General features: G+C 50.2%; 16 protein-coding genes. 2 read left to right on the forward strand and 14 right to left on the reverse strand.

All coding sequences use genetic code 11. The features are described 5' to 3' along the window. Positions 1-21 precede the first annotated feature (21 nt). Positions 22-189 (forward strand): 4Fe-4S ferredoxin, encoded by a 168-nt coding sequence (locus tag DWX59_RS22010; protein ID WP_117561457.1) that lies wholly within the window; start codon positions 22-24, stop codon positions 187-189. Between the two features lie 131 nt (positions 190-320). Next, positions 321-1,034 carry a gamma-glutamyl-gamma-aminobutyrate hydrolase family protein gene (locus tag DWX59_RS22015; RefSeq protein WP_117561698.1) on the forward strand — a complete coding sequence of 238 codons (714 nt, stop codon included), beginning with the start codon at positions 321-323 and terminating at the stop codon, positions 1,032-1,034. 81 nt (positions 1,035-1,115) lie between these two features. On the opposite strand, the gene DWX59_RS22020 is transcribed toward DWX59_RS22015, so the two are convergent. The 14 genes from DWX59_RS22020 to thiW all read right to left on the reverse strand — a co-directional run bounded on the left by DWX59_RS22020 (position 1,116) and on the right by thiW (position 13,859). After that, positions 1,116-1,856: a hypothetical protein gene (locus DWX59_RS22020; RefSeq protein WP_147325848.1), complete on the reverse strand. Its 741-nt coding sequence runs from the start codon at positions 1,854-1,856 to the stop codon at positions 1,116-1,118. A 23-nt stretch (positions 1,857-1,879) separates the two neighbouring features. Beyond that, complete coding sequence (locus tag DWX59_RS22025; RefSeq protein WP_117561462.1) at positions 1,880-2,638, reverse strand: hypothetical protein; 759 nt, start codon at positions 2,636-2,638, stop codon at positions 1,880-1,882. A 278-nt stretch (positions 2,639-2,916) separates the two neighbouring features. Next, positions 2,917-3,714 carry a hypothetical protein gene (locus DWX59_RS22030; protein ID WP_227116917.1) on the reverse strand — a complete coding sequence of 266 codons (798 nt, stop codon included), beginning with the start codon at positions 3,712-3,714 and terminating at the stop codon, positions 2,917-2,919. After that, complete coding sequence (locus DWX59_RS22035) at positions 3,711-4,274, reverse strand: RNA polymerase sigma factor (protein ID WP_117561465.1); 564 nt, start codon at positions 4,272-4,274, stop codon at positions 3,711-3,713. The genes DWX59_RS22030 and DWX59_RS22035 overlap by 4 nt, the downstream gene beginning before the upstream one ends. 136 nt (positions 4,275-4,410) lie before the next feature. Continuing rightward, positions 4,411-5,184: a tryptophan synthase subunit alpha gene (gene trpA, locus DWX59_RS22040; protein WP_117561467.1), complete on the reverse strand. Its 774-nt coding sequence runs from the start codon at positions 5,182-5,184 to the stop codon at positions 4,411-4,413. After that, positions 5,177-6,361 carry a tryptophan synthase subunit beta gene (gene trpB / locus DWX59_RS22045; protein WP_117561469.1) on the reverse strand — a complete coding sequence of 395 codons (1,185 nt, stop codon included), beginning with the start codon at positions 6,359-6,361 and terminating at the stop codon, positions 5,177-5,179. Before trpB ends, trpA begins: the two co-directional genes overlap by 8 nt. Before the next feature lie 4 nt (positions 6,362-6,365). After that, the gene (locus DWX59_RS22050) at positions 6,366-7,022 is read right to left on the reverse strand and encodes a phosphoribosylanthranilate isomerase (protein WP_117561472.1); all 657 of its coding nucleotides are present in this window, start codon (positions 7,020-7,022) and stop codon (positions 6,366-6,368) included. Positions 7,023-7,072: 50 nt separating this feature from the next. After that, positions 7,073-7,894, reverse strand: a complete 822-nt coding sequence (gene trpC / locus DWX59_RS22055; RefSeq protein WP_117561475.1) for an indole-3-glycerol phosphate synthase TrpC — start codon at positions 7,892-7,894, stop codon at positions 7,073-7,075. After that, positions 7,891-8,949 carry an anthranilate phosphoribosyltransferase gene (trpD, locus tag DWX59_RS22060; RefSeq protein WP_117561477.1) on the reverse strand — a complete coding sequence of 353 codons (1,059 nt, stop codon included), beginning with the start codon at positions 8,947-8,949 and terminating at the stop codon, positions 7,891-7,893. Before trpD ends, trpC begins: the two co-directional genes overlap by 4 nt. 65 nt (positions 8,950-9,014) lie before the next feature. After that, positions 9,015-9,596, reverse strand: a complete 582-nt coding sequence (locus DWX59_RS22065) for an anthranilate synthase component II (RefSeq protein WP_117561479.1) — start codon at positions 9,594-9,596, stop codon at positions 9,015-9,017. Continuing rightward, positions 9,593-11,158, reverse strand: coding sequence for an anthranilate synthase component I family protein (locus DWX59_RS22070; protein ID WP_117561481.1), 1,566 nt, complete (start codon positions 11,156-11,158; stop codon positions 9,593-9,595). The genes DWX59_RS22065 and DWX59_RS22070 overlap by 4 nt, the downstream gene beginning before the upstream one ends. 540 nt (positions 11,159-11,698) lie before the next feature. Beyond that, complete coding sequence (thiE, locus tag DWX59_RS22075; RefSeq protein WP_117561483.1) at positions 11,699-12,379, reverse strand: thiamine phosphate synthase; 681 nt, start codon at positions 12,377-12,379, stop codon at positions 11,699-11,701. Further along, positions 12,366-13,280, reverse strand: coding sequence for a hydroxyethylthiazole kinase (thiM, locus tag DWX59_RS22080; RefSeq protein WP_117561485.1), 915 nt, complete (start codon positions 13,278-13,280; stop codon positions 12,366-12,368). Before thiM ends, thiE begins: the two co-directional genes overlap by 14 nt. 33 nt (positions 13,281-13,313) lie before the next feature. After that, positions 13,314-13,859, reverse strand: a complete 546-nt coding sequence (gene thiW / locus DWX59_RS22085) for an energy coupling factor transporter S component ThiW (protein WP_117561703.1) — start codon at positions 13,857-13,859, stop codon at positions 13,314-13,316. Between the last annotated feature and the right edge of the window lie 8 nt (positions 13,860-13,867).

Genomic DNA, 13,867 nt, shown 5'->3' on the forward strand with positions numbered 1-13,867 from the left:
AATCTAAGGAGGTACTTAATCATGGCATATGTAATTAACGACGCTTGTGTAAGCTGCGGCAGCTGTGCTGGGGAATGTCCAGTAGGCGCTATTTCTGAGGGAGACGGAAAGTACGTTATCGACGCTGATACCTGCATCGACTGCGGAACCTGTGCAGCTACCTGCCCAACCGGAGCTATTGAAGGCTAATTGAGTTACATAAGAGCTTCTTCCTGAGGGAAGGGGCTCTTTTTCAGTTTACGGAAAACACCGCAAGGCAGAACGCCGCATAGAATCTATTAATAAGAAATACATAAGTTATCCGGAGGAAATCAATGATTATTAAAAAACCAGTAATTGGAATTACCCCTTCCCATAATACTGAAAATGATGATATCAGCCTGCGTCCCACCTATCTCAGGGCTATCCTGGCAGCCGGGGGCGTTCCTGTGGTCCTCCCCTTAGAGGCCGGGGACGATGATTTGAAAATGTTTGCGCATATGTTTGACGGATTCCTGTTTTCCGGCGGGCCGGATCCCCATCCGTTCCTGTTTGGGGAGGAGACACAGGCAAACTGCGGCAATGCGTCCATTCCCAGGGATACCATGGAACTGGCCCTTTTAAAGGCTGTGATGAATGTAAGGAAACCCATTCTTGGCATCTGCCGCGGCGCACAGATCATCAATGTGGGCCTTGGCGGGGATATCTACCAGGATATACCCAGCCAGACAGACCAAAGTTTCCCCATTGCCCACAGGCAGCCTTTCGCATATCCTGTCCCTTCCCATCACGTGCATATCATTAAGGATACCCTGCTGTCCAGGATATGCGGCGGCAGGATGGAAATCGCGGTCAACAGCTTCCACCATCAGGCCGTGCGGGAACCGGCCCCCGGCCTTGTTGCCAGCGGCCTGGCGCCGGACACCATCATAGAGGCCGTGGAAATGCCGGATTATCCTTATCTGCTGGGAGTGCAGTGGCATCCGGAGCACATGTGGCCAAAGGACCAGGCGGCTGCCAATATATTTAAGAGTTTTGTGGAAGCCTGCAGATAAGCAAAGTACAAAATGACCGTCCTGTCTATCATCAGAAAACAGGCGGTCATTTTTGATAATTTGGAAGATTTAATTAGCACTTTAATCTTTATAGATTTCTTTTAATACATCATATATGCCGGTATATTCATTATGTCTTTTATTATCTGTACTAAATTTATTTAACACGAATAATAAATAAGAAATCTCACTTTGATTAAGTCTTTCCCAATTAAAATTTCTCAGATAGTTATAAAAATAATCCAGAGACTTAGGTTTATTATCAAGACCAATTATAATGCCCCTATTATCACAATAATCTAAATACTCATCTGTAATTTTTTTAATCATACTACAAAACCGTTTCTTATCACTCAGTGCATATGCGGGACAGATATAATCTCCCACACATTCATGCAACTCACCCATAGAATTTAACACATTCAAATTTGGATAGTTATAGATATAATACTGTTCACTCTCTATAAAGTCATTTATCTGCTCTCTAAATAAATCATTGCTATTATCTTTCATGTTTGCTTTAACATAGTAATAAAAATCTATAAGCTTTCCCCATATAATTTCATCCGAATACATTATACCGCAAATCGGAATATTTTGAAGATTTCTTTTATTCTTAATGCTGCTGATACAGTTAGATTTCAGCATTTTTCCATTATATATAAAACCGCCAACAATACTTAGCGCTATGCCATTATAAAGCCTTGGATTCTGTTTCAATTTAAAATATTGTATGTCATCCTTATCATTGTATGTTTGATAATAAAAATTATTTCCGCTGGTAAATACCGGTATTACAAAATCCGGTATATTATCAAACATATTCAAAAATCCACAGAATGTTTTCATAATTTCCCTTTCTGTCTTAACAAATCAATAGCACGTTCAAAAACCACTTGATTATATCCTGATGGCTTTGTAAGGGGTCTAAAAAAATAGGTTCTAAAATCGATATGATTAGTCTCGATAAATTCCCTTACTGAATCTTTTCTATATAAATTATATGGCACAACAATACCAATTACGGTATCCTTTAATTTTACAGATTCATCTGATATAATCTCTATCGTCCTTGCTCTTTCATCAATTGCAAATGACCCAGTTGCATTAAATAAATTAATCAGTGAATCTATATAGGTATCATTAATACAACTTGGTGTCTTCGATATTCCATTTATATAATTATCATTATCATTAAAAAAAACATCAACAAATTTTTGAATGGACTCTAAGTCAGTGTTTAATGCATAATTATCTATATTCATCCTATCATGAAAGAAATCATGATACCTCTTTCCCATAAATCCACCAGAATCAAATGGATATACTGTATTTATTTTAATCTTAGTTTCATCTAAGATAAAACAACACGGACAATACAATTCATCCGTTCTACTATTTGTCTCTTTATCAGCAACATAATAAGCAGGTTTACCATAAAAAAAATATAGCAGTTCTTTTTTGAATACAGGACACACCGTTGTCTTTAACTCATCCTCCTTAACAATCTCCTCACCCAAAAATCCTTCGCATGAATGAATAAATGGAAGCGGATTAAGTTTTTCTGTTAGTTTAATCGAGTCAAGATATTCTTGTAGTTTCATATTTGCTCTCCTCATTTGTTTCAGTACACTAGACGTTTGCAAAACGCCAAAAGCCTTGATTTTTATAAACCGCTATGCTCTCAGAAATATAAAAATCCTTTAATCTTGATGAACTCATCTGTCACGTCATTCACTCTGAAAAAACAATATCCAGCAAATTCATTTCACAATTGTCTATCATAATACTACTATAACACACTATGATATTATCGTCAAAAGGGTTTGAGGCACCTGCTAATCAAGTACCTCAAACCCTTTAATCTGCATCTATTATTTACTTACTGATTGTCAATTACCTCTCCCGCCATCTGCACCATCTCTTCCGGTGTCAGGGAGCTGTCAAATGTTATCATACTATAAGAAATCCCCCCATCCGTCCATGTCACGCCTTTAATCACCTGATTCTCTACCTGGTCGGTGCCGTAGGAGATAAAAAGCTCGCCAGCGTCCGCCCTGGCCTGCTCCTCCTCTGATACCTGGTAGTCAGGAGGTACGAAAAGGTACTGGTCGGCCCTGTACATGACCGTTATCCCATTATGGTCAAAGGCCTGGCCAGGATTCCCCGATTCCCCGTAGTTTTCCATATTGCTTACGCTAAGATGGATATCCGGCATACCTGACTTTTTGTAGGTCAGGTTCACCTCTTCCCCCTTCTGCACCACATTTGACGCCTCATCCATATCGCTGCGCTCCACCGGGACCCCTGTGCTAAAACAAAAACCGCTGCTAAATGTTTCCGGGGCTTTTGTGGTAAAACCAAGTTTTGCCTCCATCTCTCCAAGCTTATCATATGTGAAATCATTTGCATGGGAGCTGTGGGAACTGATTTGCGTCACCTTTCCCGCCGCCACTGCCGTCATGCTTCCTATAACACATACCGCTGCCGCCATCACCATGATTTTTCTAGGACTCCATTTCCTCATTCCTGTTTCCTCCTCTATTTTCCGGTGGACAGAGCACCGCATCCTCTCTTCATCTGCAAAAGTTACCTGTAAAGACCCGGCCTGCTTCATAAGGGCATGGCTTATCTGCTCCTCAAAGCCTGCCATTTTCCTGTTTCCCTGCTGTCTGTTCAAAAGGCTGCCTCCTTTCCTGCATCCTGCTGACTGGTCAGTTCCCTCTTTAGGTTTGTCCTGGCCGTATACAGCCTTGACTTGACAGTTCCCTCCATACAGCCCATGATACCTGCAATTTCCTTTGTTGACATCTGGCTAAAATAATAGAAGACCACAACCGTCCTCTGTTTGACCGGAAGATTTCTAATGGCCCGGTACAGCTCATCATCCCTATAATGGGCCAGAACTTCATCCAGAACCGAGGATACCTGGGGTTCCTCCTCCCCATATACCTCCTCCACCGGCTGTTCCCTCCGGCTCTTCCTGCATATGCGCCAGGCCTCCCTGGTAAGCGTCCTGTAAAGCCAGCTGGAAAAACGTTCCGGTTCTTTTATCTTTTTTCGGTTCATCCAGCACAGCACAAAGGTTTCCTGCACAATATCCTCGCTGTCTGCATGATTTCCGGATATGAGATATGCCATACGAAGCACTTTGGGGTAATAATAGCCCATAAGCTGGTCAAATGCCTGGCTGTCGCCTTCCGTCATCCTGCGCACAAGATATGTCACTGACTGCTCCATATGCATCTCCTCCTTCCATCATTTTTATTCAATTTATCTGTTATCAGTATTGCCTGTTTTATCGGTGCACCTGTTATATAGAGGAGTCTGCCGGGTAATCGGTTCATTTTTATTTATTTTTGCTTATTGGGACACCTCATCCTCCCACGGCCGCCTTCATCTGCCGTACATAGCTGCACACAGGCTCCACGCATTCACTGCCATATTGGGCAACCATCTTTACAATCGCGCTTCCCACAATCACCCCGTCTGACTGGGCCGCCATTTCCCTGGCCTGCTCCGGTGTAGAGATTCCAAACCCTACTGCGCAGGGCACTTGCCTTGCCTGTTTTACCGTGTCCACCATTTCCTTTATATTGGTCGTAATCTGGCTGCGGACACCGGTAACGCCCAGGGAGGATACGCAGTACACGAACCCTTCTGATTCCCTGGCAATGGCCTGGGCCCGCTCCTTAGAGGTGGGGGCCACCAGGTATATCAGGACCATGCCGTATTTTTTACAGGCAGGAAGCAGCTCCTCCCGCTCCTCGAAAGGCATATCCGGCACAATCAAGGCATCAATTCCACAATCCGAGGCTTTTTTCATGAACTTATCCACACCATAGGCAAAAACAGGGTTGATATATGTCATGAACGCCAGCGGCACATCTGTCTTCTGCCGTATCCGCCTGACGCTGTCAAAAATCTTATCCGTGGTGGTGCCGGAAGCCAGGGCGCGCATATCCGCTTCCTGGATTACAATTCCCTCTGCCACCGGGTCGGAAAACGGTATGCCAAGCTCAATCAGGTCCGCCCCGGCCTCAGCCATGGCAGCAACCAGTTCCTCGGTCACCTTAAGATCCGGGTCGCCTGCTGTTATGAACGGTATGAATGCCTTCTTATTCCTAAACACTTCCTGTATCCTATTCATAGAGTTCCACCCCCTTGTATCTTGCAATTGCCGCAACATCCTTATCTCCCCTGCCCGAAAGATTAATCACTATAATCTGATCCTTATCCATGGTTTTTGCCGCCTTCCTGGCATATGCCACCGCATGTGCGCTTTCCACTGCCGGGATTATGCCTTCCATCCGTGAAAGATACTCAAATGAATCCACCGCCTCATCGTCTGTCACGGGAACATACTGCGCCCTTCCTTTATCATGGAGGGCCGCATGCTCAGGCCCGATTCCCGGATAGTCCAAACCAGCGGATATGGAGTAGACAGGCGCTATCTGCCCATATTCATCCTGGCAGAAGTAGGATTTCATCCCATGGAAAATGCCCAGCTTCCCGGTTGCGATGGTGGCAGCGGTCTTCTCCGTCCCCACACCCAGCCCGGCCGCCTCGCAGCCCACCAGCTTTACTCCCTCGTCACCGATGAATTCATAAAATGCCCCCATGGCATTGCTGCCTCCGCCCACACAAGCAATCACCATGTCCGGAAGCTTTCCTTCCTTCTCCATCAGCTGCGCCTTGATTTCCCTGCCAATCACGCTCTGGAAATCCCGGACCATCATCGGAAACGGATGAGGACCCATGACGGAACCGATGACATAGTGGGTATCGGATATCCGGTTGGTCCACTCCCTCAGTGTTTCATTGACAGCATCCTTTAATGTCTGGGTGCCGTTTGTCACCGGGTGCACCTTTGCCCCCAGAAGCTCCATACGGTATACGTTAAGGGCCTGGCGGTCCGTGTCCTCCTTGCCCATGAACACTTCACATTCCAGTCCCAGAAGGGCTGCCGCGGTTGCAGTAGCCACGCCGTGCTGCCCTGCTCCGGTCTCCGCAATCACCCTGGTCTTTCCCATCTTTTTGGCCAGCAGCACCTGGCCCAGGGCATTGTTTATCTTATGGGAACCCGTGTGGTTTAAATCCTCCCTTTTCAGGTAGATCCTTGCCCCGCCCAGGTCTTTTGTCATCTTCTCTGCATAATACAGGCGCGACGGCCTGCCCGTATATTCCTCCAGCAGATATTTAAGCTCTGCCGTGAACTGAGGGTCATTTTTGTAATGTTCATATGCTGTTTCCAGCTCTGCCACGGCGCTCATCAGTGTTTCCGGTATGAACTGGCCGCCGTGGATTCCGAATCTTCCATTTGACATTGTCTTAAGCTCCTTTGCATTCATTATATTCATTGATGGTCCTTACCATGGCCACCAGCTGTGCAATCCTCATCCGGTCCTTACGCCCCTGTGTCTCAGCGCCGCTGCTCACATCAATGCAGTACGGTTGGCAGGATGCTGCCTGAACCAGATTATCCGTGCTGATCCCTCCTGCCAGGAAAAACGGCTTTGTCAGTTCAGGAATCATGCTCCAGTCAAACCCGGCGCCAGCCCCTCCGTATGCATTGGCAGTATAGGTATCCAGAAGCAGATATTCACAGGGAAGCTCCTGCGCCCTCAGAATCTGCTCCGTATCCCTGACCCTTAACGCTTTTATGACCGGCAGGTCCGTATGGTCCTTTAGTTTCCTGATATAGCTGCTGTCCTCATCACCGTGAAGCTGAATCATGTCAATCACAGGCTCCCGGCCATTTCCCTGGCCTGTCAGATAAAGGATCTCCTCCAACGGCGCATTGACAAATACCCCCACTGCCTTAATCCGTGTGTCCAGCTCGCTCTTAAGCTGCCTCGCCTTATCCGCCGATACCTGGCGGCTGCTCTTTGCAAATACAAAGCCGATATAATCCGGCCCCGCCTGGTTGACCGCCAGAATATCACTGAAGCGGCTGAGGCCGCAGATTTTGATTTTACATGGTTTCATTTGATGGCTCCTTCATTTACTAACTTTTCCTGTTTAATCGCCTCCGCGTTTTATCTGCATCCGCGCTTCAGCTCCGCCAAAGCCGCTTTCCTGTCCGGCGCCCTCATAAGCGTCTCGCCAATCAGGACCGCGTCCACCTCTGCCTCTGCCAGGGCCTCTATGTCCCGGGCTGTCCTGATGCCGCTCTCAGCCACGAATATGGTGTCAGGCCCCACCAGTCTCCTGAGCTTTAACGCATTGGAGAAGTCCACCTCAAAGGTTTTTAAGTTCCTGTTATTAATCCCAATGATACCGGCCCCGGCGTCCGCCGCCATGGAAACCTCCTCCTCTGAGTGGGCTTCCACAAGGGCGGATAGCCCCAGCTCCCGGCTGATGCGTATATACTGCTTCAGCTGTTCCCTGCCCAGAAGGGAACAGATGAGAAGCACGGCCGATGCCCCCAGCAGCCTGGCCTCATATATCTGGTAGGGGTCAACCGTAAAATCCTTCCTCAGGAGGGGAAGCCGGACCGCCTGGTGTATTTCCTCCAGATACCTGTCATTTCCCAGGAAAAATTCCGGTTCGGTCAGCACGGAAATAGCGTCTGCGCCAGCTTCCATATATTCTTCTGCAATGTCCACATATGGGAAGTCCGGCGCGATCAGGCCCTTGGACGGGGAGGCCTTTTTTACTTCACAGATAAATGATATACCCGGACCGGACAGCGCCTGTTCAAAGTCCCCAGGGCTGTTGGAATCCCCCTTACCGCATCCTCTGCCCTTAAGGCTTTCTGCACATGCAAGTGCCTCCATCATTACCAGGTCCAGCGGTTTTATACGCTTTTTCTCCTCCACCCGCCTGCGGGCAGCCCCTGCAATCCTGTCCAGTATCATGAGGCCTTCTCCTTTTTACCCGCCCCATCCATTGCGGTTCCTGACGCCTGGCCGGTGGCCCTTATGAATTCCTCCATCTTCCCAATGGCCGCGCCTGAATCAATGATGTCACGGGCCTTCTTTATACAGTCCTTAACCGTGCAGTCATCAATGCCCAGATATAGGCTGAGGGCTGCGTTGAGCACCACCACATCCCGCTTTGGCCCGGTCAGCCTGCCGGAAAGTATATCCCTTGTGATGGCTGCATTTTCCTGGGGCGTGCCTCCGATAAGCTCCTCCAGCTTACAGGCTGTAAGGCCCAGTTCTTCCGGCGTCATGTCGTAGGATGACAGCTGTCCGAACCGTATCTCACACACATGGGTAGGTCCTGTTAAGGTTGCCTCGTCCAGGCCATCGCCGCCGCAGACCACCATGCCCCGTTTCACTCCCAGGTTAGCCAGTACCTGTGCCAGGGGCTCCACCAATTCCCTGCTGTAGACGCCCAGAAGCTGCATGGACGCCCCCGCAGGATTGGACAGGGGACCTAATATATTGAAAATGCTTCTGATTCCTATTTCCTTCCTCACCGGCGCAGCGTATTTCATGGATGAGTGGTAGGCCGGGGCGAAAAGAAAACACATGCCTGTCTGTTCCAGCACCGCCCCTGCCTGGTCCGCTGTCAGGGCAAGTTTTACTCCCAGACACTCCAGCACGTCTGCGGCGCCGCTCTTACTGGATACGCTGCGGTTTCCGTGTTTTGCCACACGGATTCCTCCGGCCGCTGCCACGAATGCACTTGTAGTGGAAATATTGAAGGTTCCCACTTCATCCCCTCCCGTTCCTACAATATCCATGACCGGGAAGGCCGGGGTCAGCTTTACTGCTTTATCCCTCATGACCGTTGCACAGGCCGTAATCTCGTCAATGGTCTCCCCCTTCATCCTGAGTGCCGTGAGGAACGAGGATATCTGTGCCTGGGTTGCCTCCCCGCTCATGATCTCATCCATGACCGCCTTTGTTGTATCAAAATCCAGGTCTGCCCTTTCTACTAACTGATGGATTGCCTTCTGAATCATAATCATTCTCCTTTTTTATAAAAATTCGGCTGCCATGTCATATATGGCTGCCCATATCATCGTGTTTACGCCGGGGAAACCAGTGAGAGGAAATTCTCTAATATTGTTTTCCCGTCCGGTGTCAGGATGGATTCCGGATGGAACTGAAGTCCGTAAACCGGGTACTCCCTGTGCTGCACGGCCATCACTTCCCCATCCTCCCAATCCTTTGCAATGATTTCAAGTTCCCGGGGCAGGCTGTCTTCCTCTGCTGCCAGGGAGTGGTATCTGGCGGCCTGTATCCTGGACGCCAGCCCTTTAAACAAGGGGGATTGTCTGTTCACCTCAATGCTGCCCTGCTTTCCGTGCATCAGCTTCCCTGCGTGTACGATGGTCCCTCCGAAGGCTTCACAGATTCCCTGATGCCCAAGGCATACTCCCAGGATAGGCATCCTGCCCTTCAGCTCGCGCACCGCCTGTTCCAGGATACCGGCATCCTTTGGATATCCGGGTCCCGGGGACAGGACCAGATGGCTGGGGGACATTTCCTTAATGTCCTCCACGGTGACCTTATCGTTGCGCACCACCCTGATATCCGGGCTGATGCTTCCAATCATCTGTACCAGGTTGTAGGAAAAGCTGTCGTAGTTATCAATCAGAAGTATCATTTATCATCTACCTCCCCTGCGTTCTCTATGGCGTTCATCACTGCCATTGCCTTGTTCTCGGATTCCTCATATTCCTTTTCAGGTACGCTGTCCGCCACAATGCCCCCTCCGGACTGGACAATGACTGTCCCGTTCTGCTTGACTGCCATGCGGATGGCAATGCATGTATCCAGGTTCCCGGTAAAATCAAGGTAGCCAAGGGCTCCTCCGTATATTCCCCTGGGCGTCTGCTCCAATTCTTCGATAATCTGGCAGGCCCTGATTTTGGGCGCCCCTGACAGGGTTCCTGCGGGCAGCAGGGCTTCAATTGCAGAACAGCCGTCATATCCGGGTTTTATATCCCCTTCCACCTGGGAGCAGATGTGCATGATTTTAGAATAGCGGTGTATCATTTTGTACTCTGTCACTTCCACGGAATCAAAGGATGCAATCCGTCCGATATCATTCCTTCCCAAATCCACCAGCATGTTGTGCTCTGACAGTTCCTTTTCATCTGCAAGCAGTTCCTTTTCCAGTCTCCGGTCCTCTTCATCCGTGGCTCCCCTGGGCCTTGATCCGGCTACCGGGAAGGTGGTCAGGCGTCCGTCCTTAAGGCGGATTAATGTTTCCGGGGACGTGCTTATGATTTCATCGTCATCTATGTTCATGTACACCATGTAGGGCGAAGGATTGGTGGTACGCAGGACCCGGTAGGCGTTTAACAGGCTGCCGCTGCAGGGACTGGCAAACTGCCTGGAGATGACTGCCTGGAAAATGTCGCCCTCCAGGATGTATTCCTTTGTCTTTTTAACGATGTCACAATAGGCTTTCTTAGATACATTACAGGCGAAAACGGGTTTTGGCCCGGATGTAAGTTTTTTCAGTGGGGCCGTCTCATGAATCAGGGATGCGATGGCCTCAATCTCCCCGCACGCCCTTCCATACTCCTTCATCAGATATTCCAGGTACTGGGTCTCCTTGGGGCGTGAATCCGGGGACGGGGGATTTATGGTTACCAGTCCCCGGGAACCGGATTGATTAAGGGCGGGCCTTCCGGTCCTCATATTTACCACAATCCCGATTTTCTGCTTCAGGTGGTCGTAGGCAATCACCTTGTCAAACAGCATCAGGTCGTAATCATTGGCTTCCCCCCTGGAGATATGAAGGGTGGGTTCCGCATATCCAATCATGGCATATGCAAAATATCCTACGAAGCCGCCCGTAAAAGGAGGTTCCCCCTCAAGCCGCGGGGACTGGTAACGGTTCAGGATTTCCCTTAGGACCTGAAGGGGCTGGCTGGTGGTGATGGTCTGGGACGGTATCTCCTGCATGCTGCTTTCAATGGTTACCAGACCGTTTCTGCAGGTCACCCGCATGACAGGGTCATATCCCAGGAAGGAATAGCGCGCCCATTTTTCCCCGCCTTCAATGCTCTCCAGAAGGTAAAAGCGGCGGCTCCTCCCTGCGATGCGCCGCAGCAGGGTGATGGGTGTGACGATGTCTGCGTATACCTCGCGGCAGATTGGGATGATATCGTATTGGCGGGAAAGATTCAGTATTTCTTCACAGGTTGGGATAATCATATGGGAATGTCTCCTTTCTGGCTTCGGGGTTGGCTGTAAGTCTGGCTGAAGGATTAGCTGTAAGTCTGGATGCAGGGTTGGCTCTTAGTCTGGCTTTGGGGCCGGTTATGGGTTCAAAAAAAGAAGCCTCCATCCCTAAGCTGACCATATGTCAGCAGGGACAAAAGCTTCTGAAAACTTCTGCGGTACCACCCTTGTTGGCGTATTCCTGTCCCATGGAGTCCATTCCATGGATATAAAAAAGCATCAAGTTATAATTAACCTGATGCTGTGTCATCGAACAAGAATTGTAATACGCCCGCTCTGTAACGCACCATCATGCGTCCTCCCTGGTAACGGTGGGATACCCGTCAGCCCATACTCCCATCTGCTTCACGCGGTTGGTTTCCAGCTGCCCTCGCAGGTCCATTCAGACTCTAATCCAACGCTCCCTTACACCAACCGGAAGCTCTCTGTGCCTGGCATTACAATCTTACTTACTCCTGCTCAACAGTTTTTTATGTTTTGTTGAATGTTGAGCTTATTATAATCACATGGCAATTAATTGTCAACTGTTTTTTGGAAATTTCTTGAACTGCTGCAAATTTTTATCATGGCCTCTTTTAGCCGTCCTGTGGTCAGGCATATGTCCTGGGCTGCAAAAATACCGGAAACAATCGCTGCCCCGGCCACGTGGCTGCCTTCCAAAAGCCCGATGTTATCCAGGTTAATCCCGCCGATAGCCACGACGGGAATGTCTGAACAATCGCATATGGCCCGCAGGGTCTCCATGGTCATGGGTCTGGCATCGGATTTGGTGGTTGTGCCGAAAACAGCCCCGCTGCCCAGGTAATCCGCGCCCTGGGCGCATGCCTTTCTGGCCTGCTCCACGGTCTTGGCAGTTACCCCAAGGATCCGGTCAGGTCCCAGCAGCTTCCTGGCCAGCCCTGCATCCATGTCATCCTGCCCCACATGGAGCCCGTCCGCGCCGCAGGCCAGGGCCAGTTCTATGTTATCGTCAATAATCAGCGGGACATGAAAACGCCCTGTCAATTCCCGGAGTTCCATTGCTTCGGCCAGCATCTGGTCATAATTCCCCCGGTCCAGGCCCTTTTCCCTGAACTGGACCATGGTGGCTCCTCCTTTCAGGGCTTCCTCCACCTGTCCGCACAGACTCCTGCCCTTTGTCCACGCCCTGTCCGTCACCGCATATATCAAAAGCTGGTTCCTATGAAATTTCAATCCTTTTCCCTCTTTCCAGCATCCCGTCATCCAGCATGCTCATATAGTCCGTCAGGTACATCCTAAAGCTTCCTGTTCCGCCTCCGGTCCTGATTGCCTTTCCGGCAGCCAGTTCCCCGCACAGGCCATGGGCGCACACAGCCATGGCAGCTGCTTCCGTTATAGCCGCCTGCGTCCCGCCGCATCCTGGAGCATCCCCGCTGCGCCCTAACGCTTCCTTCCCGCCGCATCCTGCCGGAGTCCTTCCCTGTACAGGTGCGCACAATGCGCAGAAAGCCCCGATAATCCCATCCAGCATGCACCCGCTGCCCGTAATGCGTCCCATCCATGGATGCCCGTTCATTATCTTCATGACCCTTCCCGGCCCGGCCACCACATCCGTTGTCCCTGTCATCACCACAACAGCGCCCGTGCGTTTTTCAAGGGATACGGCGGCTTTTGCAGTCAGGTCCATCCATCTGCCCGGCACGGCATCCACCCCGCACAGATTCCCTGTCTTAGCACCACTGAGCACCTGTTCCAGCATATGGATCTCGGATGCATTTCCCCGTATCACCGACGGCCTGACTCCCTTAAGTATCCTAAGGGCCGACTCCCTCCGAAAGGCTGACGCAGTCACCCCCACCGGGTCCAGGATGACGGGATGTCCCAGCTGTACCGCCTTTTTCCCGGCCAGGATCATGGCCTCAACCCGTTCTTCCTCAAGGGTTCCCATGTTCAGCACAAGGCTTTGGCAGATGGAGGTGACGTCCTCCACCTCCCTGATTCCCTGGGCCATGATTGGGGAACCGCCTATGGCCAGCACTATGTTGGCCACATCCCCCGCCGTCACGTAGTTGGTGATGCAGTGGACACGGGGTGACATATCCCTTATTACTTTTATCCATTCTATCTGTTTCATCTGTCAGTTCCTTCCGGGTTGTATCTGCAGCCCCTATTTCCCCTGCCGCTTTACTGCCACGGATGGCTGGACATTGGCATCCAGCAGCTGCTTCATGTACTTAAATGCTCCTGATTTACACAGCACGCCTATGAGGAACGCGGCAATCACGGTGCCGCACAGCGTACTCATAAGGAACGGCATCACATAGGCAAATATGGCTGCCTCCTTGCCCATTACCAGGGTTGCGACCGGATAACACAAGATTCCGCCAAGGATTCCTGTGCCCACAACCTCGCCTGCATAGGCCGGCGCCAGCTTGCCTGTAGACCGGTACAGCATGCCGCATACCAGGGCGCCTATCATGCTTCCCGGAAATGCCAGCAGGCTTCCGGTTCCCATCAGGTTGCGGATAAGGGAGGTGCAAAAAGCCATTGCCGCCCCGTACCACGGCCCCAGGAACACGCCGGCCACCACATTGGCCAGGTGCTGTGCCGGAAAACATCTGGATGCCCCTATGGGGATGGAAAAACCGGACAGGGATACTGTCACCGCCACCAGCATTGCACTTACAGCCAGTTTCTTACTATTCACTTTCATATCCATTT

Source organism: Enterocloster aldenensis, from assembly GCF_003434055.1.
GTDB classification, from domain to species: Bacteria; Bacillota; Clostridia; order Lachnospirales; family Lachnospiraceae; genus Enterocloster; species Enterocloster aldenensis.